The organism is Glaciecola sp. G7-5, from assembly GCF_055808975.1.
Genome location: NZ_CM147892.1, coordinates 542530 through 566151 on the forward strand (window position 1 = coordinate 542530; position 23622 = coordinate 566151).

Sequence of the window (23622 nt, forward strand, 5' to 3'; positions counted from 1 at the left end):
AGGTGCATGGCTATTGGTAAACAAAGAATGACCTCTTCCTATTCAGTTATCCTGGATACCTACACGTTCATTCTCATCAAAGATAATGATGACCCAGATGTTGCGTCTGTGACTAACGCCGCAGATTATACGGTTGAATCGTTGGCTCAGCTCTATGATCTATCCAATCGACGGATTGTATATCAGGACACTATGGGGTTCTAGGGATTTTCCCCTCTAAAGTAACATAAACCGCCATACTCATTATATTTAAAGGCTTACAAAGGTGGGTTACTTCTCCAAAGTATGGCAAATTATGAGGTTAACAACCCCTTAAACTTAACGTAATTCCTATGGCTATAAAAAACGAACTCTCAATTCTTACCAAAGCTGAGCAGCTTGATCTATATTCTCCGCCGCTATTATCACTTGAACAACAACGATTGTATTTTACGCCAAACGAGATCGAGTTAACAGAGTCGAAAAGCATTCGCCTAAGAAGCCACCGATGCTATTTCATTGCGTTATTAGGGTATTTTAAGTCTAAGCCTGTCATTCTTTCACCTAGCTTTAACCTCATCTTTGACGATATGCAGTTTATTTCAACGCAAGTTCAAGGAGGCAAAGGGATCAGGCCTTTCAGCATAAATAAGATGCAGCGTGACCGTATTTATCAAAGAATACTGAGGTTACTAAACTATCAGAAATGGGAAGAAAGTCTGCACTTATTGCACTTTGAAGAAGTTGGTGACGAGGAAAAAGCAGCAATAACTCGACAAGTATCACCCGTTGCATGGCAGAATATTAATCTGAGCGGCACTTATCAGTTCGCTAGTAACCGCAAACTACCTGATTTACAGGAAATAACTAGGCCTATTGTTGAAAATGAAGTCTAAAATGAAAGGTAACCCAGCTCCACAAGCCATTAACGGCGAGGTTTGTAGCGATTTATGTTACTTTAGAGGGGAAAATCCCTAGAACCCCTTTAATGGCTCCCAACACATTGTCGGTAGGTAGTTATTGTGTGGCGTTCTGTTGACACCAACATATCTGTAAGTGAGATAGCTGAAAGTCGGCTACTTCATCGTAAGTGTTTGACAGACATAGAGTGGCGAAGGTATTCGTTGAGAGAGAAAATGGGTAGCCATTGTGAGCCAAAACATCAACCATGATTTACAAAGCAGCATTTAATAACAGGTAACTCCATGAAGCTATCATATAAGTAACAATCATCAAAGACGATGCAAGTCAAAAACATCGAAGGTTTATACTTTATTGGAGAAGCCGTTGATGTTACTGGTTGATTACGGACTACAATTTTCAATGTGTGTGGAGTTCTACTTGGGTCGCGGGGCAGCATTGTTAGATGATAATTTTTGAAACGATACGATATGCCCAAGATGAGCCCGCTAATGTACGTTGACAATAAAGTGTCATACTTTGCAGAGATAGACGTATTACACACTGAACTCAGATGAATAATTCCGATTAGGAACCTTTTCGGCTAATGCGAAGAAAAGCGCCAAACCAGCCGTTCGGAGCGAAGATTTTAGTGAATGTTGAGACACTAATTTGTGAGAAGAACTAGCTGTTCAACAAATAACATTTAACCGACGGCAGTATACGTATTTCGGACTTTCAGGCTCTTTATTCTTCAAATATAGAAAACATCCCAAATACCATGTGAACACTAACAACAAATCGTGACCACTTGGATCAATATTTTAATGAGACGCAACACCTGATAAATCTTGAGCTAACATTAAGGCGTTCCCATCAGGATCGTAGAAAGTTGCCGTTTTTACCATTCCTTCGATAACATCAGTAGGTCCATCAAATCGAACTCCTACATCTTCCAATTTAGCCCGTGCACTATCAATATCAGCAGTTCCAAAAACAGGTACGCAATTTCCCGGAGCTGGTTTGGTGTGTTCACCCAACCCAAGTGTTACGTTTTCAATGTTTGTTTGCAATTCTGACCAACCAGCTTCATCAGCATGATAAATGACCTCAAAACCAAGCATTTCTTGATACCAACTTGCACTCGAATGCCGGTCTGTTACAGAAAGCGCAATTGTGAGGGTTTGATCTAGATTGATAAATGACATATATTTTCCTTTGATTTAATATATAGTTACTATAGTTTATGGACATAAAATTAATTGTCAACATTTCATCGAGGGCTTGGGCCTTGCCCATACTTGCCAATCTCCATTTAGGTGTTGCTGCACGGCAGGCACCATTGCTAGCCGCTACTGGTGCGGGCAGAACTGCGTTTAGACAAAGCTTGGAGCATCTGATTAAGTTGGGTCTTTTGGAGCGCAATCCAGGTTACGGACATCCATTGCGTTCTGAGTTTCGACTGACACCCGTTGGTCAGGTCGCCTCAAAAGTTGCTGGTAATGTTCTTGATACTTTGGATGAGCCTGAGCAATGCCTTTTGCGCCGGAGTTGGACGCTGCCCGTATTAACGACATTGCGCAGTCCAAAACAATTTATTGGGATCAAGCGAAATCTTTTTTCAATCACCGACCGAGCTTTGTCGCACTCATTGCAGCAGATGGAGGAAAGAGACTGGGTTGTTCGTCGCGTCGATGAGAGAATGCGCCCACCAAGACCCACATACATTGCAGTCAATCAGGGTGCAGTGATAAGCGAATTAGTAACCCCAATAGCATTAATTCAATAGCCTACGCAAAACTTGAACAAACTAAGGTAACATTAGAAACAGCTGCTAATTTAGTGTTTTACAAAGCCAACATACAGGGGTTTGCGGGTTCAGAAAAGACATTGGCCATGGAGGTGTTAGGTAAGTCCGTAGAATTAGAATATGGATACCCTGAGGCGAGAGCCGAAAACGGCGGCACTGACATCCTTGATTTGTTAGATATTGATGAAGAGTTTGAAATCAATAACTCCAATAACACCTTCGTTCGTATAGGTTATAATGTCGAAAATAGTGGATGTTATGTACAATATGACGAACCTAATTCTCCTCTTGCGCCGTCAATAACTGAATACAGCGTAGACATTGTAATTGATGGTTGTTGATAGAAACATCCTTCCAAAGCACGTTAAAGTTAAGCAATGGGATGGTTTGAGCCATCTAACAAGTGGAATAAATTCAAATCAAAATATTTATCTTTAATTAACTCTTGAACCGGTTTTTAAGCAGAGAAAACGGACGTGCTATTGTAAAAGGGAATGTTAATGTCATGTAAAAAAATAAATGAGAAATTATGTACAAGCTCTAGTTGAGTTGAAAACTTGTACAAACTTATTTTTTTTACTGTTTAACAAGTTTTCATCGTAAATCTAAGGATCAACAAGTTGTTGTTTTATGAGTATAACCTGCCGCGATTTTGGTTTCGTAGTCCTTGAAACCGTCTAAAAATTGAATATCGACATGGTTTTTGTATTTACTCGTAATATTAACGGCTTCACCAGTTTGTTTATCTTTCCTTGCGGCCCTAGCAAAGAAAAATTTACTATATCTTCGAGGTGAAACACCCTCAAACGATTCAAATATTACTTTACTAGAATCGGTTCCTTCTGAAATCGCATCATCATGCAAATCTATAGCTAGACTCTTTGCATATGGCTCTATATAAATTACTTTTGTAATACCTGCCGCAACTATGTGTCTTGCGCAATTGTGACAAGGGTATGTAGTTGTGTATATGACGGCGCCACTGGTATTGGATGAGCCTTTTCGGGCAATTGATGTAATAGCATCCATCTCTGCGTGAATTGCTCGAGAGAACTCAATAAGAGAGGCGATACCAGTCGATTGGTAGATACGCGTTGCCAATTTATTTGAGTCTGGTACATTTGCTTTACTAAGGTAACGTTCAATTTCATCTTTTATTTTTGACTTGTAATGATCATTGTAACATTTTCCACCTTTATGGATACATCGGTTGTCATTTTCTGCATCATCCGACGAATAAAGTCCACCAAATGGCTTAGGTACGTCATTCTTTCCCGTTGAAATAATATTGCCTTCCCCGTCCATGATTGCCGCCCCGACCTGACGAGATAAACAGGCAGATTGCAGTGAAGCAGAAAAAGCAGAAAACATTCCCTTCTCATGTACAGAAGGAGATATACCATTAACACCATGAATGAGACTAAAAAAACGTTTTATGGTCACTTTCAAGGCAGCTAAGTGACTTTGATTATTTCTGATAAAAATATCACTATCTAATATTGTTTTTTCAGTTTGTTGTCCGTTTTTATCCTCTGACTTTAAATCTCGGTGGATTAAAATATCAATATTAGTTTCTTTAATACCTTCCTTCTTAAGATTCATTTTTCGCTCATTTTCAGGTCTAGTAATACCCATAAGATAAAAATTATTCTGATAAACAAGGCGAAGCAATTCAACTTCAGATGGATTTTTAAGTTGATCAAGTAGATAGGCTGTTTTAGTCTGCTCAACAGCTATTTTAGCTGCACTTTCTGTAACACCCTTTTGTGTTTCGGCAGCTTCTTGTACACGCCTATCTTCGTTAATTTTGGTGATTGCGGCTTCAGCCATTATTTCAGGTGCATACTTTTCTCTTAGACGATCGCCTAAATTTTGCAGTTTGACGTAACGGTTAAATTTATCATCATCTACATCTAAATCACTGCTGTTTGTAAGATCAGAAAATTGGCTGGAAAATGAACTGATAACATCACTAAGGCGTAAATCAACGATCCTATAGCCTAAAGTTTCTAATTCACCAATAGTCACTTTTTTGGTGGTTTTGATGTCAGCGCCAATGGCGCCGCAAAAACCAATGACTAATTCATTTGATTGACGACCAGAAATCGTAGAGATTGTGTTGTTGGAAGTAGATTTTAACGTTTTTTTAGTTGGTAGCGCTTTAACAACGTTTGACACCATGTCTAACAGTTCCTGTTTCTATAAGAGACAGAATTATATAGATATTTTTTACTGATCACCAGTGGAACTTTTTTGCGCTTTCTTTGATATCTCGACGAACTTGCTCAATAATTTCTGAGTCTTTATTCCCTTTAGATTTAAACGAAATAACATTAATTGAACTTGAACACGTATAATCTGAGTTACGCGAGTTTGATAAATTGACTTTTCTTTCGTTCTCAATAATCGTTAACATTTTTGATCCAATCCATAAATTGCTTGCGCATGATATCTTTTTTTATATTAACTGCAAGCTTTCCCATCATATAATGCTGAAACAATTGTTACGTAATTGTTAATTTATCATTTAAGAATAAAAAATGAAATTACTTTTTCACAGAAAACAACAATTAATCGTCCTAAAAAGCAGTTATAAAATGCTCTCAGTCGTTACAATATCTATGCGTGGCATACCATCATATAATTTACCATCTAAATATCTACCATTAGCTTTTTTTGAGCGTTTTTTACCATCGGCACCCCAGCCGCCCCACTGCTTGAAGAAAAAGGCAACATCTTGCTCTTCACATTGAATTTGCACATTTTCTGCCCACGCCTTTTTCATCTCCCTAGCATTCTTACCTGATTCTCCGCCCACAATAACCCAATGAATATCAGAAAAATCCACCTCACCGAGATCTTCTAATAATGGCTCTACTGACAAAAAGCGGATCGTTGCATCTATTTTACGTAGATCATCGATACGTCGAAGCCCTTGCTTTTGATTTTCCACCGTCACACCAATCCATGCGTTAACAGGTGGTTTTCTAGTGCTAAAATACTTCGCCATTCTTAGTGAGCGTTTTGTTAAGATTTGGTATACATGTTGAGGCGTTTGCTCAATCGTATTAAAGACTTTATCGATAAAACTAAATGGTACTTCTTCATGAAATAAATCACTCATTGAGTTTACGAAGTATTTTGTTGGCTTTTTACGGTGTAGCGGCTGATCAAGGCGGTCAGGCATTAATGAAACGTCAAACCCATTTTCATATCCTCGTGCGCCCATCGCCTTGAGTCTTATTGCCATGGATTCTGCATAGCAGTGCTTACAACCAGATGATACTTTTGAGCAACCTGTTACCGGGTTCCAAGTTTGTTCAGTCCATTCAATTTTGCTAATGCCGCCCATAGTCGCTCCTAATCATACAACGCGTACTTACAATAAATCATTGCATTACTTGACGTAATAATCAAACTAAAATATTCTATATTCTGTATTATATAAGGAATATGGAACTTTGCAAGCACAAGAAAAACTTTCACGCGCAGTATCTGATTACAAAAAGAGTAGTGAGAGCAATTATGATCAACTCGCAGAACTCTGGTCTGTAAGTAAGACTACAGTGCATCGTGCAGCCAAAGGTGACTGGAAAATAAGTACTGGGCACGTGGAAAAGATAGCACGAAAATTAAAGGTTGATATTCATCAGAAAGCGGATGTCACGGAATGTAAGATTTTGATGAGTACACTTGAAGAAGTATGGGATGGCACGCCTGCACATGCTCTAGCACTATCGACAGCAATTAAAGGGTTGCATCAGATGTCTTTACGACACAAACTTTAATTTTACGCCTTTAGGGTAGGTTAGACTCGTCTTTCTTGAGCTTGGATCTACTTTGATCCATCCATTTTTCTCATACGGTTTTAAATATGCAGTTTTGATACGATCCGTAGGGAAGTCAGTGGCGTCACTGCCAATATAAGCCATAACTTTTTCAATGTTTACAAACTGTGAGCCGAAAAAATCGCAGAGAGTATGATGTAACTTACTATAGTCTACCACACGCAAATCAAGTTCCGCATTTTGCATCCCGCCTCGGAACTTAAAAGAGCCATTGGGTACCACTTTCCAGATAGCACTTTTCATCTTGTCGCTACCTTTGAAATGCTGCGTAGCAAAGAAAATGGTGTAGATATGCCGGTTACCGTTATACAACTCGAAGTGCAGCACTTGCTTTGCCCCTACTGACTTTAATTGACGTTTGTATAACTCGCTCAGAAATACCCTACGCTCTACTTTATCGGTAATACTTTTTGCTTCACGCCATTGCTTGCAACCAAACAACGCATCTAGGTGTGGTTCAAATTCATCGCTGCCTTTAAATCGATTGATGTGCTCATACATCAGCGATACGTACACTTCTGATTTAGGATGCTGAAGTAATTGCTTAATTGCTGACATCGGCGTATCTGATACGCCGAACGGGTCAACCATCGCAAAACATGGCCCTACTTCTCGGCTTCGACCTTTAATGTCGTTGATAATACTGGGGAGTCGATTAGCAAAGTCATCACAAGCATCGTTAATGTATATATTTTGAGGGAGTGTTGAGTACTTCTTATAAAGTATTTTACGTAAATGTGCATGACGTCTTTTATTTTTTTCTAAAAAATAGTACCGCGTGTAGCATGACATATTTTTTTGATAGAAATGTTGAAGATGAGTATCTAATAATATCTGAGGCGAGCCGGGCTCACCGTTTTCATATTCACCTGGTCCAGCAAATCCATCTATCACAGCAAGCTTAGTATTGAAGCTGCTCATAACTGGCAACCACGCGTGGAGATAAGCTTTCAAAACTAGGTGTTTTCCTATTGTATGGGGTTCAAGTGTCCAAAGCGTGTCTTTTGTTGCCATGCGGGCTCCGTTTTTTATCAAAGATTAAGGTCACCAGTGCTATTTGTTGTTATCGGTCGGACCAAAAAAGAACAAACTTCGCTGTTTTTTGAGCTGTAAAATATCCGTGCTTTTTATCGTGTTTCCCTTGCGCCGGCTACCTTTTTGAGAATCTGTCAACACCTCAATATCTGGGTTTTCAATCATCATGTCATGAATATCATCACTGTGAGCCGCTGTTTCATTATATGCAAGGCGATAAAAGTCATCCATTAGCAACACATCACCTGATTTTGATATTACATTAGGGATATCCTCATACAATTCTTGTCTCGCGGCGTCGCGCGAGGAATCATTAAACAAGTAAAGCTGACCCTCCTCTTTAGGATCGTATGACAACATGCGAAGCCCTGCACGGCCAAAATGCGCTTGAGTGGAGATATCTTGATGTAACACATTATTAAACACTTGTCTGGCCCGATAAGAACTTGCAAAGTGCATCAACCAATATCGCCAACCATCTGGATTGTTGATAGAAAAAGGGCTGACAAAATCCGCAGTTTGACCTAAATAATCAAACACAACACGCTCAGCTTTACCGAGCCAAGTTGCCTTGTTGTACTTTGCGTGCTCAAATTCTTTTGATAAAAGATTGATACGTTTTTGCAGTGCTGGCTCTAGCGCACCTCTTCCGTTCTGTTTGTGTGATAGAAATGCTAGCAAGCTTTCAATGACGAATGTCAGCATGATTTCTGCGGATTTCCAAGAGCTCATGATATCACGCAATATTGCGGATTCGACGTGCACGTACCCGCACTGATCTAAATTGAAAAATACATTGCTGCATTTTGTGTTGCGCAGATCAGTCCTATTGGTCCAATAAAACTCATTAAATGGCAAGGCGGAATAAGATACGCTAACGGTCAAATGCTCCAAATCGCCAATTTGAAGTAATGTGGGTGCGACCCTATCTTGAAGTAATGACAGTGCGTCTGACTCGATATCATTCATGCATAACATGCATTCTACCACTAAAGGCGGCAAATTCTCTTGAGCCCGTTTGATGTTCTGACCGACAACGACTTCTTGCAATACTTCTAAAAAAATAAGAGGGGAGCCAGAATGTTCACCGTTATACTGCCCAGAGCCAGCAAAACCGTCGACAATCAATAACCTAAATCGTCTTGTTGGGTATTGGCAACGCGTCACAAGATATGACGTAAAGTACTCACGTAAAATGTGATGCTTTTTTTGCGTGTGCGGCTCAATTTCCACTCCCTCTTGCCACTTATACCGTTTCCCTACCATGAATATCCTTAATCAAAAATTACACTGCACAATCGTTGAAGCAACTACAACCTCATTTACATCAAAGGATCGGGCTAAGCACGTGTGAAATGTATGCTAAAACGAACTTAAACCAAATAGAGTTATACACGGTTAGAGACAACAAAATAATACCAAACCTTTTCTTACACCTAACACGTGTACACCACATTGCTTCTGATCACAGAAACGTAATGCCCAAATTAGTGAGTCGGTGGATCATGGCTTGTTCACTAACCAAAAATCGTTTCGACAGCCTTTTAACATCTGCATCATCGGTAATATCAATGTGAAGTTTCATTACAACCTCTTCAAGCAATACCTCTGGCATCAGAAGTGCACTGGCAAATCGATTGGCCTCAATTTCTATCTGATGAGTACCTTGCTCGCTGATACGATCGCGATTAAACACTCGCCTGACGCCTTCTCGGCGTTTATCTACAATAGCCTTTGCGAACGAACTATCTTCAAACAAAAGCTCCTCATTCGCACCGCGATGCAGAACGTAGTGACCTAACTCATGTGCGGCGGTAAACCGCTGTCGATGCAAATGATGAACGCTATTGACAATAATACTGCCTTCGTCACCTAGTATTTTGATGCAACCGGACATTTCTGGCTCCATTTTCGCCCTCGTTAATTGCAATCCCATGGCGTCAATCAACCCAAATACATCAACGGCTGCCGAAAAATACCGATGAGACTCTAATAACTTTTCTGTCTTTTGATTCATTCGTAAATTATTGATCATAGAATATTGCTTCCCTTTTTGAAGGTAATGCTATTTTTGAGTGTCTCATAGACGTTGTGAGCATTCTTAGTCGACTTCATGTCTTCAAGAGGCAGCAACACCTCTTCAAGATGAAGGTTTAAAGCCAAACAAATTTTATAAATCTGAAACACAGAGGGTTTATGATACCCATTTTCAATGTTGGCGATAGACGAACGGCTTATGTCTAAACGCTTTCCAAGTTCGACTTGGCTAAAGCGTCTTACCTTACGTAGTTCCTGTATACGCTTACCTAACGCATTGTCAAAATCGCTCTCTTTCATCTTCTTTTCATATCATCACCATTTGTGAAAGTTTACACCTAAAATGGAAGAAGTACAAAATCACATTAAAATGTCAGATATACTGACAATCAAAAACAAAAGGCAAAATTAAAAAGCTATTAATAACAGTGAGATAAAAGAATGTGTTTAGAATGTCTAAAAAAGTGTTTGATCCCCCGCTACATCCGATCAAAACTATCACTTCTCAATACATGATAATGTGTTGAGAAAAACCAGCCAGCAATACTGCTGACTGGTCAATCCGTAGACGCGGTGTCTACTGAGCACATTGATAATAGCCTTATTGATTGGAAATTGTCAATGAGAGGCCGCATCTACACTCTACATCAGAGGTGTAAAATGGCTGTAAATGCCCCCTATGGCGACAATCAACGAAAAGGCGCGGTAAGAAAGCGCTCACAAGTCCTTAATCCTAACACAGGTTTATTTGTCAAACGTGACGCAGACACAGGAAGGTTCATGGATGTAAAAACATCCGGTGGAAAATTCAAAGGTGTTCGAACCGAAAAGTAGACGATATCGGCGGGTAAAGTAGTACCCGCTTTTTCGTTAAGGGCTTTTTACAATGAAATCACATCAATATGTGTTGCGTAACTTTGTGCCTGAAGATGGCCAATGGATGGTAAAGGGCGTTGGACGAATACTCAAGGCACCTAATAACCAATCATTTAAGTCAGTTGAAATAATACTGGGCAAACTGATAGGCGACGAACGGTCGAAAAGTATATTTAGTAGTTGCGGTGAACAAGAAGTAAGTAGTCATCAAAACCTATCGAATCTTCCATTACTCGTGCCAGGCTCTGTATGGGAAAGTCAAAACCAACTATCTAAGATGATTGCACTTCCCAATAAAGCCAATAAACGTTTTAGATTCACTGTTAATGACCAGGCTTCATTTGTGACATTGGGGCAAGTGTTAAATGATAAAGGCATACGTGCATTTGGCTTCGGTGCAATGTCTGCTACATCCATCTATTTATCAATCTCAAGGCCAAGTCAACCACATTACTTACTCATTCCATGTGCCGAAATTTTACGAGTTGATTACGGCAGTTCCCCTAAGTTAATACAAGCTGCGATAGGTGGTTGGTTGGAGTTTGCGCCAGAGCGATTTATAAATTGTGCCAAGTCTACAGAAGTGTCAAATACCGGTTATTCGCACCCGCCATTTATCCATTTTGTAAGAGGCGTTAGTTGGGAAAAAGATACGCTGGCCACCCTCGCCAGTATGTACTTTGACGCGTATTGCCGATCTGTTCAGGCGCGTGCATATTCTTCTGTCATTCAATCGACAAATACAAATAATGGAACCGCGAATTTCTGTATAAAACCATTGTCAAATAAACCTATAACTATGGAAGCTATTGTTGAAGAACAATCGCTGTACATGCATGAAGTCGTTAATGCAAAGCGATTTATTGTCCGCAAAATTATCTATTGGGATGCACCTCTTCCTATCAGTGCGTTTAACTATCGATTTGATGGTGATAATGGTAAAGCGGATATCGTTGGCTCCCAAAAACCATTTCGTTTTCCTAAACGGCAAAAGCGCAAAGTAGAACTAGACATTGACTCTACTGAGATCAAAGGCGAAGAGCAAGCTGACGCAAACAAGCAACCACTACATATACAGGTAAAAGGACCCGAAAAACCAGATATTGGTCGAATACATTGTGAAAAGTTAGCGAAACTTGAACAAACCCACACTGGAGATAATAAACCGCCAAAAGAGCATGAGGACAAGGGCGGCTCAACAGGCGAAGCAGCCTATCATGATGACTTAGCACCAGAAGTATTCTTTGAAACGAATGAGCTTGATGAAATACACCAGCACACGCCAGAAAATTTGCAGGTATTTAGTGAGGCCGTAACTTTGTTAAAGACCACTCTTGTTAGCCAAAACAAATTTTGTAAGGTCAGTATTCATTCAATACAGCTTGACGGTGGCTGGCCTGCAAAAATAGCAAATACTGATACTGTATTCTGGATCAACCCGTTCCCCTCAAAAGTAGGTGGAATAGGCAGTAGTAATTTTGCTTACACCAGCAAAGTACCAGAAGAAATAGCGCGAACCTATATGATGATTGAACTTAGGGTTGATGATGCAATATTTGTGTTAATCGAAGCAGAAAGATTAGAAGCTGACAAAATCCCTACTTATATTGTTTGCAAAAAGCTTTTTCACCACTTATTCCCCATGAGTTTAGACAACTCATTGGTTGCATGGCGATATCTAAAACATCGCTTTTCCCTAAACACTCTTTAAGACACATATATCGTCAGCGAGTAAACCATATTCAAAGTGATACCGCATTATCACTTTGCAGCCGTCTAGGTGACTACATATTAGACGCGTACTGTTTTGGTGAGGGGCGTCTAACGGTGCCGCCGAATGCCAGTATTGAAGAAATAAATAATGCAGCTAAGTAATGCTATTCATCTAAGTTTAGCTTGTTTTAAATTTCGAAAAACCAGTAACGTGTTCAAATCTCAGATAACAAACAATCTCACCAATTATTTCATCGGACTGTTTCCGTTCTGGTCCACTTAATTCAAGAAGATTGCCGGCTTTTAATATGATAACGGGCGAATTATTTGTTAACAATTTTTTACTAGTATTCACAATGCAATAGCACAGTTCACGGCGCTCAACACTTTCGGTTAAATGCTTAGTATGGATAGCAGCAATCTTGTCTCGTACATGTACTTTTTGCTCAATTACCTGACGCTCTGCAGTTGATATGCATATTAAGTCATCTTGAACCACTATTTTACCATTAAGTATTTCTAACTGACTAATTCTGCCAGGCGCATCGCGCAGGTTACTCAATTCCTCGTTTATCAAAGTCATGTTTCTTGTTTCCCCACAATTCATATACCAATTACTACTATACCTGCTACGCCTTTATTTTTCTTTTGTTTGTCGAAGGATTGGGTCTGTACAAATATTCAAAGATGACGCTATCAATCCAAAATGGCAGGCATGTTCGACTCTTGCGCAAACTAGATGACAGAACATTTAAATTAATCATGGTCTTAACAAATCGATATGGCCAATCATCTAGTAGGGCGAAAACCCCTTCGGCGAGTTTTGAGCGAACCAAAGGACATATAACGTATTCAAGGTGCTTAAAATCAGGCTGGGAATCTCTAACAATAGTGAGATCTATCTCCAGAAGCAATTCAAGCCGACGGCAAATTGCTGTATCTTTTGACCAGTGAAGTAATAGCTTCATCAACTGGAAATACCCCTGAAGGAACAACACGCAATCTATTTTTTGTTTGGCAACGCTAATATAACCAGTGGATACCATTGAACTCAATTTGTGTTGGATACTGGATATACTCGCATTCGCATGTTCAACAATCGCCACAGACAAAGGATGAGAACAATTAGCGCACGTGTCTAACGTGGGCTCATCAGTGAAATCAAGCCGATGAGGCATCAACGGAGTATTGCAAAGACTGCAGGCATTCTTCAAATAACAGTGATGAATTTGACACAAAAAATGAAGTGATAAACGCCAGTGGCGCCGATAATAGGGCACTTTATCTTGTGCCAAACAAAGCGGGCAATATTGCAACCCACCTATCTTGCGTAACCGATGATAAATACCAAGCGGCAAAATACCGATGTTGGTGGCTTTTTTGCTAACGCCGCCATCAAAACACCGACTGTAATACTGCAAGGTGTGAGCCGTAAAATCAATATCATTAAATTCTTGAGAAATACACGCCATGCGTTTCAATAATAATGTCGATGCGCTTCGGTCAATATCGCGTGTCCATACTTCTGCCTTTCCCAACAATAAAGATGACAAAGTATGTGGTTTACACATGTTCCCTAACGATAGCCGCACCAACCAACTTGACAATAATTCATCGCCAAAAGGACATGAATGAAACGGACGAGAATGCGTCAACGTTTATATTTTAACATTTTGATTTTTACGGCGTGTTGTCCGTCGATTTTTGGGCTCCACCCAATTAAACTCGGCGATTAACTCAAGTGAAATTCTTTCGTCACCGTTTATAATAGCTTTAATGGCTAGGCGGTTTAAAAAGTCAGCGACTTCGCCCAACAGTCCCTCTGTCAGTCGATGAATCTTTTTGGCAAGCTCTGGTTGGCTGAGCTTAGATGCTTGCTTTAACGGAAGTGAAGCCTCAAACGAATTTAGAAGCTTGATAAAACGCTTATCATATTTCCACTTTTCTAAAAAAATCGGTGGAAAACGACTAGCAATTTGTGGGTCGAGCTGCATCGCCTGCAACGCATCTGTCGTCCCAATTGCAATTAAGCTAATTTTCAATGTGTTGCTCAACAATTTTAGCTCATTTAAAAAATTGCGCTGTTTCTCATACCGTGAGGGCAATATATTGTGGATCTCATCAATGATCAGCGTTTTTAATCCTATTCGCTTAAATAGACTCGATACTTGTGAACGTTTTGCAGGCAGCTTGGCGGAACTGCGATAAACTGCAAATAGTTCATCTAGTATTATTGAGTACAAACCGTTTTCATCCGCAGATGGCGGACATTCTATAAAGAGGACGGGCACACTGACATAATCACTATCTTGCGGTGTTGTGCGAGGAAATTCTTTCAAAATACGCTCTGCAATAGAGGACTTTCCTGCATTAGCATCCCCAACTAATAACATGTTTGGCATTCTTAGCTTTTTCGGGCTAGTGATGACTCTGCGCATTTCAGCTAAGATTTCATCGGCTTGATCGTACTTGATCCAACGGTCTTTTTGTAACCAAAGGATCCTCTGCTCTTCGGATAGCGCAATTTTCTCAGCTACACGAGGATTAAGGTGAGAATACAATTCATCCATGATCAGTCCTCAAAATCAATATCAAATCGGCTGCTCTCTACATCATCGAGATCATCGCCCAATTCCAATGACGCAATATCATAAGCGTCATCAGTAACTTTTTTCTACATATGGATGTGGGATTGGCGTCTGCTTATGTGCCTTTTTACTAGCTTTCGCGCGTTTGTGACGTTTGGTTTCTTTTACCGCATTTTCTTTGATTTCATCAAGTTCATCGTAGGCACTGAAAATATCATCTTCATTAACATGGCGCAGCCCTTGTTCATTGAGATACTTTTTAGTTGCTTTAAGTTCCCATAGCGTAAGCGATGGATTCTCTAAGTTTTTATAAGGTATGTCGAAATATCGCTGCAATTCTGGATCCCAAAAATACAATACACTAATATCTCTCGGATCTCTTTTAAATACGAACTGCCGCGCTTTACCAGTCTTAGGATCAGTTGCATTTATCCAAGGAATGAGTACGTCAGACATGTACTCGATAAAATCCAAAACTACGCCATATTTCTGTATAGTGCGCTCAATTATTGGCATCATATCTAAAAATAATTTTCTCTCATCAGCAGGCACCGATGGTAGCCCTCTTGCAAGCATTGTATCCGTACCAAGTATACCTTCTTCATATTTTACTAATGGTGGACAGTTTATACCGCTGTGTCGCTCTTTATGATAAACACCAATAATATTAGTCAATAAATAGCGTTCACATTCATCAAACGTCATAACTGCGGAGGCTTCACTGTTATAATTCCCTTTTTTGGCAACGTTAGAAAAAGTGGTGCCTGGCAGTTCATGCAACTTTCCATTAAAATTTCCAAGAAGGCGCTCAATGTGTCCCCCAAAGTGGCTTCTTCCTACTGGCCGCCAATGCAAGTCAGTCGTATATTCTTTGCACGCTCTTTGTAGCATTTTGCCTCTGAACTCTTTTGCATTATCTGCATGAACAACATCCATAATACCGTAACACGGCCAGCTCCCTTTTAGCCCTCGTTGCTGTAACCAATTATCTTTGGGTAACATGGCATTGTACAAACACAATCCGACGGACAGTGCACTAGGTGGATCAAGCGAAATGTAAACTCCCAATACCACACGACTATTCACATCAATGGCTACTGTCATCCAAGGCTTGCCAATAACAATTGTTCGGTCTTCACTGCAAACAATCATCAAATCGACAGGTGTATGGTCAATTTGCACAATGCTCAATGGCCATTTGGCATGCGTATAGTGATTTAAAATTGGATCATGCTTATGTCTCGCGGCTTGTTCACCCTCTCGTGCTTTAGTCTTTGTTCTTTCAGAGATAGCCAAAATTCTATTTCGGATAGTATTTTTATGAGGAACAGGCAACTTCGATCTAGAAATTTTGCGCCTCGCTCGCTCGGCTACACTGCTGATACACTTTTTTGTTTGGACAAGTAATGCTCATTGATTGTGTCATCAATAATTTTTTCTACTGCTTCATCCAGTATTGTCTTCCCCGGCTTTCTACCTCTATTTTTAGGAAGTAAAGCAGATACTTTACCGCTTTGCTTGAATGCATCAATCCAGCGATAGGCTGTGGCGAGGTCTATACCAGCTTTATTGCAAATCACAGCTAATTTTTTTGCGTTATTTCCACCTAGTTCTATATAAGGTTTAATTGTCTCATATCGAAAAAGGGCAACGTCCCATTTGTCATTGTCTATGACACTCAATTCGACTTCTCTGGCCACTGAATTGGATAATTTAGCAGGCTTTAGATTTTTAATGTTCACAATCTTAAATACTTTATCGGTCAAGCACTTTATATGAACTTCACTAGGACTCACTGTGGTGATAATCCGCCAACTTTTGCCCTCATACTCAGTGATTGAACCAGGTTCAAGCGTTATAATATCCATGATTACGTTGCTGCCCAAATTGTCGTATTCATTGTCAGTTCCTTCGTTAAATCAGTATCGATAACGCGCTGAAAAATAAGGCGCCACAAATAAGGTATATATTTAGCTCTTTCCCATTTGTCATGAGTGATTGTACGTAATAACTCGTTGACCGTGCAGTCTTCCATTGACATAGCTGTACCAAGAATCTTGTCTTCTAATTCGGGGGCGCTTTTTAATGTGGCATAGCGTTTTAAAAACATGGCATTAAATAATTGAGGAGTTTGAATTTCTTGTTCAGTAATTATTTTAAATCGCCACCCTCGTTTAAGGGCAAATAAACGGGCAGCCTTAAACTTTGGTTTCAGTTTTTTCCAATCCTTGAAAATATCCTCACGCCATTTTACTTCAACAAGCCATGTCTCTTGAGGGCCTACACTGATATCAGTGCGATGCACAACTAGCACATCAGGCGTGTACGTCGACTTTCTACCGTTTGCTAATGTGTAATCAATGGTGACAGGTTGCTCTTGATAGCGAGCGACTAAAATGTCCATATCAATTAATGTTAAATAGTCCTTTTCGAGACCAGACTCGAAAGCTCGACTAGCGCCATCTCTAATGCTAATCACATTGCCAGTTAGGTTTCGGTAACTTTTAGGTATTTCTCTGGCTCGCATACTATTTTCCTCTCAGATTTGAATTTCTACCCATATTTCTTTACACCCAAATCCTTATACATTCGCAAAATTAAATATTTTTTAATGATTTATAAGCACTATAGCAGAATGTATTCGCATTAATAAATGTTTTTGACAGCGGTGGAAGCTACCCCATGCCAGGGGAAATCACCTTGGCTCACAAAGGCGTGCTCTTTTTAGACGAACTGCCTGAATTTGGACGCCACGTGCTAGATGTGCTGCGTGAACCACTCGAGACAGGTGAAATTAACTTGTCACGCGCAAAGCATAAAACCACCTATCCAGCAGACTTTCAACTCATCGCAGCAATGAATCCAAGCCCAACAGGTGATGTTGATGATAAACGCGCGAATGACGATCAAATACTGCGCTACTTAAGTAAGATTTCGGGTCCATTGCTTGATCGCATTGATTTGCAAGTGCATGTTCCCCGCGTTGATATTAGTAAAGCCTTAAATGGGAAGCTGACAAAGCACAGTCGTGGTCAAAGCCCAAATCAAAATAAAGCACCAACAAGTGCTGAGGTCAAAGTACAAGTCACAACAGCGCAAAGCATACAATTTACGCGTCAAGGTACGCTTAATGCGGGTTTAACAAATAAGACATTAGGGGAATTCGCAGCCCTTTCAGATCCCAATCAGCAATTCATTACTCAGGCTATCGACGCGCTCGGTCTATCTATGCGGGCATTTCATCGCACACTTAAAGTAGCCAGAACCATCGCTGACTTAGAAGCAAGCGAAGATATTCAAAAGCTTCATATTGCTGAAGCCTTGTCATACCGCAACTTTGACAAGTTATTAAAACAATTAGCACCAAACTAACTATTTATTGCGAGAAAAGTTGGCTGACAGACTTTATTAGGGCTTCGTTCGCACGCTCTTTTAGATAGCATAGGCCCAGTCGATACGGTTCAATATTAGCGACTGGAATACTACGTACTTTGCTTTTGGCGGTGGAGTTTTCAAGGACTAAGCGGGGAACAAACCCAATACCTAAGCCAAGCGATACCATGCTCACAATGGCCTCGTTTCCTGAAACCTTCGCATATATGCGCGGCCTAATGTTTTGTTCAGCAAACCAATGGTGAACAATGCGACGCGAAGGACCTCGCGCTGGCATAATCACGTTCGACAACTGCCAACTTATATCGTCAATACTATTAACGTCCATAGACGCCGGCACGATTAAGGTTAGAGGTACGGTGTCTATTGCCTGAAAATGAATATTTGCTGGGAAATCAGGTGTATGAATAGCGATGGCCAAATCAGCAATATTTTCGTGTTGCAAATCACTAATGCGCCGCAACGCAAGCTCATGGTCGCCCGTATCAAGTTTTATATCGACCGAAGGATAGCGCGAACGCACACTATCGAGAATTTTTGGTAAATAGGTCTGCGCGGCGGTTACTGAACAATATAGAGATAATTCGCCGCTTAGCTCATCCTTTTGTTGGGCTATTTCACTTTTTAATTGATGATATTTAAGCAAGGTTTCATCAGCAAAACTCAACATTTTTCTGCCAGCTTGCGTTAGTTGCACATTGCGGTTATCACGCAAAAACAATGATGCGCCGCATTCCTCTTCTAAGCGCATAATATTGCGCGTTAAGGTAGGTGGTGAAACAAACATGGCTAACGCTGTTTTCGAAAAATTCAAACTAGAAGCTAGATGCTGAAAGTGTTTAAGCGTTTTCATATCCATAAGACTGACCCCATGCAAAGCATTATTTCATTTATTGAAACACTATATTTTAAATAATTCAATTTATAAAACAAAAACTCCTAGGTATAGTGACTGTCAATGTCGTCACAGACTACTTTTTTAGTTTATGCATCCTTAGATGCTCGGAATATAAATACTCATGGCAAATTATTTTAACAGCTTAGCTTTCAGAAAACAGCGTGACCAACTTGGTCAGTGTCGCTTTATGCAGCGCGAAGAATTCGCAGATGGTTGTGATGTTCTTAAAGGGAAATCAATTGTTATTGTGGGCTGCGGTGCACAAGGCTTAAACCAAGGCTTGAATATGCGCGACTCTGGTCTCAATGTCAGCTATGCATTGCGCCAGTCTGCCATCGACGAAAAAAGAGATTCTTACAAAAGAGCCACTGAAAACGGGTTTACTGTTGGTACTTACCAAGACCTTATTCCCGAAGCTGATATCGTTTATAACCTAACACCTGACAAGCAGCATGCTAGCGTAGTTGAAGCGGTTATGCCGTTAATGAAACAAGGCGCAGTTTTGTCATATTCACACGGTTTCAATATCGTTGAAGAAGGTCAACAAATTCGTAGCGACATTACTGTGGTAATGTGTGCACCAAAATGCCCAGGCACTGAAGTACGCGAAGAATACAAGCGTGGTTTTGGTGTACCAACCTTAATCGCTGTTCACCCAGAAAACGATCCTAAAGGCACAGGCCTTGACGTTGCCAAAGCCTTAGCAAGCGCAACAGGCGGCGATAGAGCCGGCGTTTTACAAAGCAGCTTTGTAGCTGAAGTAAAATCTGACCTAATGGGCGAACAAACTATTTTGTGTGGTATGCAACAAGCCGCTGCCATTTTAGGTTACGACAAAATGGTCGCTGATGGTGTAGATCCAGCATACGCAGGCGCATTAATCCAATATGGTCTTGAAGCAATTACCGAAGCCTTAAAAATTGGCGGCGTAACCAACATGATGGACCGCTTATCAAATCCGGCTAAAGTAGCCGCTTACGAACTTTCAGAGCAGCTTACCGATATAATGCGTCCGTTGTTCGAGAAACATCAAGACGATATTATTTCAGGCGAATTCTCAACCACCATGATGCAAGATTGGGCCAACGGCGATGCCAACCTGCTTAAATGGCGCGAAGAAACTGGACAGTCTGGATTTGAAAATGCTCCTGTTTATAGCGGTAAAATTACCGACCAAGAGTTTTTCGATAAAGGTATATTGCTTGTAGCGATGATCAAAACCGGTGTAGAAGTTGCCTTCGACGTAATGGTTGAAGCTGGCATACTACCAGAATCTGCATACTACGAGTCACTGCATGAAACTCCGCTAATATCAAACACCATTTCACGTAAACGCTTATATGAAATGAACGTGGTTATCTCTGATACCGCAGAATACGGAAATTACTTATTCGCGAATGCAGCAATTCCACTATTGAAAGAAAAATTAATGCCGCAAATTACCCTTGAACACATCGGTGGCGGTTTAAGTAATACTGGCAATGGCGTAGACAACACAAAACTCGTTGCGATTAACAAAGCCATCCGTAACCACGGCGTAGAGTCGATAGGTGAAGTATTACGTGGCTACATGACTGATATGAAAGCAATCGTTTAATATCAGGCTATATAGCTCACTACAGTTCTGTCGTTAGGTGCTTTAACTAAGCTCCTTTTGCCCGGTCAATTTGGCCGGGCTTTTTTATATAAGCCCCAAAAACTCTCTACTTATACAAAAACTTCCTCTTAAAACAGTGTGCCATTACTCCTAAAGCTATCAAAGCAAAATACCAACTAAGGGAAAGTAAGCCAAAAACGTTGACATCAGCAAATGCAACGGGTTACATTTTGTCAACATGTCGAGTCATAACGAGTACCCGTCCTTACCTTGTTTGACAGCCACGTTCCTTAGCCAAAACCTAGCCAAAAGGAGGCGCTATGAATCATTTACGTCGCAAGTTAATAGGAGGATTAGCACTTGGAACGGCAGGCTTAGTGGCAAATGCGGCCAATGCAGGAACAGTAGATTACGCCAAATACATCGCCGTCCCAAAATCAACACTAAAAGGCAATATTAAGCATTCTGTAAGTCGCTGGACCTACGGTCATTTATCTATTGAAGCGCTATGTAAATTAGTCAGCGATATCGGTTTTAGTGCCATCGATTTAGTGGGCCCCAAAGATTGGCCAACACTTAAAAAATACGGCATAGACTCATCTATGTGTAATGGCGCAGAACTCAATTTAGTAGACGGCTTTATTCACCCTGAATTTCATGATGAATTGACCCAGCGCTATCTAAACCATATCGACCTTGTCGCTGCAGCAGGTTATAAGAACTTAATTTGTTTTAGTGGTAATGCACGCGGTATGAGTAAAGAAGAAGGCTTAGAAAATGCGTCTGTCGGCCTAAAACGCATCTTGTCCCACGCCGAAAAGAAGGGCGTTATTGTGCAAATGGAATTGTTCAACAGTAAAGTCAATCACCCCGATTACATGGCCGATAGTTCAGCATGGGGAATTGCACTTTGCGAAGCGCTAGGTTCAGACAATTTTAAGCTACTCTACGATATATATCACATGCAAATTAATGAAGGTGACATTATCCGCACAATTAGCGAAAAACACCGCTACTTTGGTCATTACCATACTGCTGGCGTGCCTGGTCGACATGAGATAGATGATAGCCAAGAGCTTAACTATGCTGCGATTGCGCGAGCAATTGTTAGTACTGGCTTCAAAGGTTATTTGGCTCAGGAGTTTATTCCTACGCCTGATAACAATGCAGGAAAGGCAAACTCACTTCACCAAGCCGTTAAAATATGTGACGTATAGGCCTGCATACCCAAATGCCTATCACCCCAAAAAAAGAGGAAGCTATGGCAAGTAATGAATATGACGCAATCGTTGTTGGCTCAGGCATAAGCGGCGGCTGGGCTGCAAAAGAGCTGACCGAAAAAGGCCTCAAAGTATTAATGCTCGAGCGTGGGAAAAATATTGAGCATGTAAAAGATTATAAAAACATGAGCAAAGAAACCTGGGACTATCCTCACCGAGGCCAAGCCACCCAGCAAATGCAGATTGATTACCCCGTGCTTAAACGCGACTATCCCCTTAATGAAGCTACCTTTGGCATGTGGGCAAATGAAAAAGAGTCGCCCTACGTAGAAAAGAAACGCTTTGACTGGTTTCGTGGCTATCACCTTGGCGGTCGCTCATTAACGTGGGGAAGACAAAGCTATCGCTTTAATGCTGAAGACTTTATGGCGAATAAGAAAGAAGGGATCGCCATAGATTGGCCTATACGATATGAAGATCTTGCCCCTTGGTATGACTATGTAGAACGTTTTGCAGGTATCTGCGGCAGCCGCGAGGGGCTTGATGTATTGCCTGATGGTGAGTTTCAGCCACCTATGCCATTAAACTGCGTTGAACAAGCCGCTGCTGACCAATTTAAAAGTGTTTACAAAGGCAAGCGCCATCTCATTCCCAGTCGCTCAGCTAACTTAAGTAAGGCCATGCCAGAGCATGGACGAGCAGCTTGTCAGTATCGCAGAAAATGTTGGTTGGGTTGCCCATTTGGCGCGTATTTTTCAACCCAATCTGCCACCTTACCCGCCGCGATGAAAACCGGTAATTTAACCGTTCGGCCGCATTCAATCGTGACCGAAATTTTATATGACAAAGACAAAAAACGCGCCACTGGCGTTGCGGTAATCGACGCCATAAGTAATCAAACTTACGAATTTAAAAGTAAGATTTTATTTGTAAATGCCTCTGCTTTTAACTCAACATGGTTATTAATGAATTCGGCAACCGATATATGGCAAGACGGTTTAGGCAGCAGTAGTAACCAACTTGGCCATAACGTGATGGATCATCATTTTAGAGTGAGCGCATCGGGCCGGGCAGAAGGGTTTGATGACATGTATACTTACGGTCGTAAACCGAGTAGTTTTTATATTCCGCGCTACCGAAACTGGGCAGGAGATAAGCGGGATTACTTGCGTGGTTTTGGCTTTCAAGGAGGGGCAAATCGCCAAAACTGGAAGCGCGATGTCGCTGAGTTTGGGCTAGGTGAAGGTTTAAAAAATGCCATGAGTGAGCCCGGTGATTGGCAATTAGGAATGACCGCCTTTGGTGAAATGCTTCCCTATCATAGTAATCGCATTTACCTCAACAAACAGGTGACCGACAAGTGGGGCTTACCGGTGCTAGAGATGGATGTTGAGCTAAAAGATAATGAACACAAGATGCGCAAAGACATGCTACAAGATGCTGTTGAAATGCTTGAATCTATAGGCTTAAAAGACGTATCGGGCAGTGACCGAGGCTATTATCCGGGCATGGGTATTCATGAAATGGGCACCGCTAGAATGGGACGAGACCCTAAAAGCTCAGTACTAAACAAGCATAACCAAGTATGGGATGCACTCAATGTGTTTGTTACCGATGGCGCATGCATGACGTCAGCCTCCTGCGTGAATCCTTCCCTGACCTATATGGCCTTAACTGCGCGCGCTGCAGACTATGCGGTAAGTGAATTAAAAAAGAGGAACCTATAGC

24 protein-coding genes and 2 pseudogenes are annotated in these 23622 nt (G+C 40.9%); 12 read left to right on the forward strand and 14 right to left on the reverse strand.

Translation table 11 applies throughout. From position 1 onward, the window contains the following. Positions 1–6: 6 nt before the first annotated feature. The 3 genes and pseudogenes from AC0L6H_RS02370 to AC0L6H_RS02380 form a co-directional block, all read left to right on the forward strand. Positions 7–204, forward strand: a complete 198-nt coding sequence (locus tag AC0L6H_RS02370; RefSeq protein ID WP_069945758.1) for a hypothetical protein — start codon at positions 7–9, stop codon at positions 202–204. Between the two features lie 128 nt (positions 205–332). Next, positions 333–704, forward strand: a pseudogene (locus AC0L6H_RS02375) (DUF4158 domain-containing protein); the annotation flags it as partial. Between the two features lie 504 nt (positions 705–1208). Then, positions 1209–1345: pseudogene (locus tag AC0L6H_RS02380) on the forward strand (NAD(P)/FAD-dependent oxidoreductase); the annotation flags it as partial. Positions 1346–1703: 358 nt separating this feature from the next. Here the strand turns inward: AC0L6H_RS02380 and AC0L6H_RS02385 are convergent. Further along, entirely contained in the window at positions 1704–2087 is a 384-nt protein-coding gene (locus AC0L6H_RS02385; RefSeq protein WP_473392343.1) for a VOC family protein, read from the reverse strand. A 134-nt stretch (positions 2088–2221) separates the two neighbouring features. Here AC0L6H_RS02385 and AC0L6H_RS02390 point away from each other — a divergent pair, with 134 nt between their 5' ends. Further along, positions 2222–2668, forward strand: a complete 447-nt coding sequence (locus AC0L6H_RS02390) for a winged helix-turn-helix transcriptional regulator (RefSeq protein ID WP_473392344.1) — start codon at positions 2222–2224, stop codon at positions 2666–2668. A 53-nt stretch (positions 2669–2721) separates the two neighbouring features. Further along, complete coding sequence (locus tag AC0L6H_RS02395; RefSeq protein WP_473392346.1) at positions 2722–3030, forward strand: hypothetical protein; 309 nt, start codon at positions 2722–2724, stop codon at positions 3028–3030. A 271-nt stretch (positions 3031–3301) separates the two neighbouring features. Here the strand turns inward: AC0L6H_RS02395 and AC0L6H_RS02400 are convergent, their stop codons facing one another. After that, the gene (locus AC0L6H_RS02400) at positions 3302–4870 is read right to left on the reverse strand and encodes an anti-phage dCTP deaminase (protein ID WP_473392347.1); all 1569 of its coding nucleotides are present in this window, start codon (positions 4868–4870) and stop codon (positions 3302–3304) included. Positions 4871–5279: 409 nt separating this feature from the next. Further along, positions 5280–6041, reverse strand: coding sequence for a DUF5131 family protein (locus tag AC0L6H_RS02405; protein WP_473392348.1), 762 nt, complete (start codon positions 6039–6041; stop codon positions 5280–5282). Between the two features lie 109 nt (positions 6042–6150). On the opposite strand from AC0L6H_RS02405, the gene AC0L6H_RS02410 reads away from it, so the two are divergent. Next, positions 6151–6477, forward strand: a complete 327-nt coding sequence (locus AC0L6H_RS02410) for a hypothetical protein (protein ID WP_473392350.1) — start codon at positions 6151–6153, stop codon at positions 6475–6477. Here the strand turns inward: AC0L6H_RS02410 and AC0L6H_RS02415 are convergent. From AC0L6H_RS02415 to AC0L6H_RS02430, 4 genes are all read right to left on the reverse strand, one after another. Next, complete coding sequence (locus tag AC0L6H_RS02415; RefSeq protein WP_473392351.1) at positions 6460–7551, reverse strand: three-Cys-motif partner protein TcmP; 1092 nt, start codon at positions 7549–7551, stop codon at positions 6460–6462. The genes AC0L6H_RS02410 and AC0L6H_RS02415 overlap by 18 nt on opposite strands. 39 nt (positions 7552–7590) lie before the next feature. Continuing rightward, positions 7591–8838: a three-Cys-motif partner protein TcmP gene (gene tcmP / locus AC0L6H_RS02420; RefSeq protein WP_473392352.1), complete on the reverse strand. Its 1248-nt coding sequence runs from the start codon at positions 8836–8838 to the stop codon at positions 7591–7593. A 199-nt stretch (positions 8839–9037) separates the two neighbouring features. Beyond that, positions 9038–9607 carry an ImmA/IrrE family metallo-endopeptidase gene (locus AC0L6H_RS02425; RefSeq protein WP_473392354.1) on the reverse strand — a complete coding sequence of 190 codons (570 nt, stop codon included), beginning with the start codon at positions 9605–9607 and terminating at the stop codon, positions 9038–9040. After that, entirely contained in the window at positions 9604–9909 is a 306-nt protein-coding gene (locus AC0L6H_RS02430) for a helix-turn-helix domain-containing protein (protein WP_473392355.1), read from the reverse strand. The genes AC0L6H_RS02425 and AC0L6H_RS02430 overlap by 4 nt, the downstream gene beginning before the upstream one ends. Positions 9910–10269: 360 nt before the next feature. Here AC0L6H_RS02430 and AC0L6H_RS02435 point away from each other — a divergent pair, with 360 nt between their 5' ends. Continuing rightward, positions 10270–10443: a hypothetical protein gene (locus AC0L6H_RS02435; RefSeq protein WP_473392356.1), complete on the forward strand. Its 174-nt coding sequence runs from the start codon at positions 10270–10272 to the stop codon at positions 10441–10443. A 52-nt stretch (positions 10444–10495) separates the two neighbouring features. Beyond that, positions 10496–12196: a hypothetical protein gene (locus tag AC0L6H_RS02440; protein ID WP_473392358.1), complete on the forward strand. Its 1701-nt coding sequence runs from the start codon at positions 10496–10498 to the stop codon at positions 12194–12196. 180 nt (positions 12197–12376) lie between these two features. On the opposite strand, the gene AC0L6H_RS02445 is transcribed toward AC0L6H_RS02440, so the two are convergent. The 6 genes from AC0L6H_RS02445 to AC0L6H_RS02470 form a co-directional block, all read right to left on the reverse strand. Beyond that, entirely contained in the window at positions 12377–12781 is a 405-nt protein-coding gene (locus tag AC0L6H_RS02445) for a hypothetical protein (protein WP_473392359.1), read from the reverse strand. Between the two features lie 46 nt (positions 12782–12827). Then, positions 12828–13853 (reverse strand): TniQ family protein, encoded by a 1026-nt coding sequence (locus AC0L6H_RS02450; protein ID WP_473392360.1) that lies wholly within the window; start codon positions 13851–13853, stop codon positions 12828–12830. A gap of 3 nt (positions 13854–13856) precedes the next feature. Beyond that, on the reverse strand, positions 13857–14768 hold the full coding sequence (locus tag AC0L6H_RS02455) for a TniB family NTP-binding protein (protein WP_473392361.1): 912 nt from the start codon (positions 14766–14768) through the stop codon (positions 13857–13859). A gap of 90 nt (positions 14769–14858) precedes the next feature. After that, entirely contained in the window at positions 14859–16082 is a 1224-nt protein-coding gene (locus tag AC0L6H_RS02460) for a Mu transposase C-terminal domain-containing protein (protein ID WP_473392362.1), read from the reverse strand. Positions 16083–16156: 74 nt separating this feature from the next. Continuing rightward, positions 16157–16654 carry a helix-turn-helix domain-containing protein gene (locus AC0L6H_RS02465; protein WP_473392363.1) on the reverse strand — a complete coding sequence of 166 codons (498 nt, stop codon included), beginning with the start codon at positions 16652–16654 and terminating at the stop codon, positions 16157–16159. A gap of 2 nt (positions 16655–16656) precedes the next feature. Then, the gene (locus AC0L6H_RS02470) at positions 16657–17313 is read right to left on the reverse strand and encodes a TnsA endonuclease N-terminal domain-containing protein (protein ID WP_473392365.1); all 657 of its coding nucleotides are present in this window, start codon (positions 17311–17313) and stop codon (positions 16657–16659) included. 122 nt (positions 17314–17435) lie between these two features. Here AC0L6H_RS02470 and AC0L6H_RS02475 point away from each other — a divergent pair, with 122 nt between their 5' ends. Beyond that, entirely contained in the window at positions 17436–18158 is a 723-nt protein-coding gene (locus AC0L6H_RS02475) for an ATP-binding protein (protein ID WP_473394448.1), read from the forward strand. A gap of 4 nt (positions 18159–18162) precedes the next feature. Here the strand turns inward: AC0L6H_RS02475 and ilvY are convergent, their stop codons facing one another. Beyond that, a complete protein-coding gene (gene ilvY / locus AC0L6H_RS02480; RefSeq protein WP_473392367.1) occupies positions 18163–19038 on the reverse strand; it encodes an HTH-type transcriptional activator IlvY in 876 nt (291 codons plus the stop codon). A gap of 160 nt (positions 19039–19198) precedes the next feature. Here ilvY and ilvC point away from each other — a divergent pair, with 160 nt between their 5' ends. From ilvC to AC0L6H_RS02495, 3 genes are all read left to right on the forward strand, one after another. After that, on the forward strand, positions 19199–20674 hold the full coding sequence (ilvC, locus tag AC0L6H_RS02485) for a ketol-acid reductoisomerase (protein ID WP_473392369.1): 1476 nt from the start codon (positions 19199–19201) through the stop codon (positions 20672–20674). 320 nt (positions 20675–20994) lie between these two features. Beyond that, positions 20995–21891, forward strand: coding sequence for a hydroxypyruvate isomerase family protein (locus AC0L6H_RS02490; RefSeq protein ID WP_473392370.1), 897 nt, complete (start codon positions 20995–20997; stop codon positions 21889–21891). A gap of 44 nt (positions 21892–21935) precedes the next feature. Next, positions 21936–23621 (forward strand): GMC family oxidoreductase, encoded by a 1686-nt coding sequence (locus AC0L6H_RS02495; RefSeq protein WP_473392371.1) that lies wholly within the window; start codon positions 21936–21938, stop codon positions 23619–23621. Position 23622 lies beyond the last annotated feature (1 nt).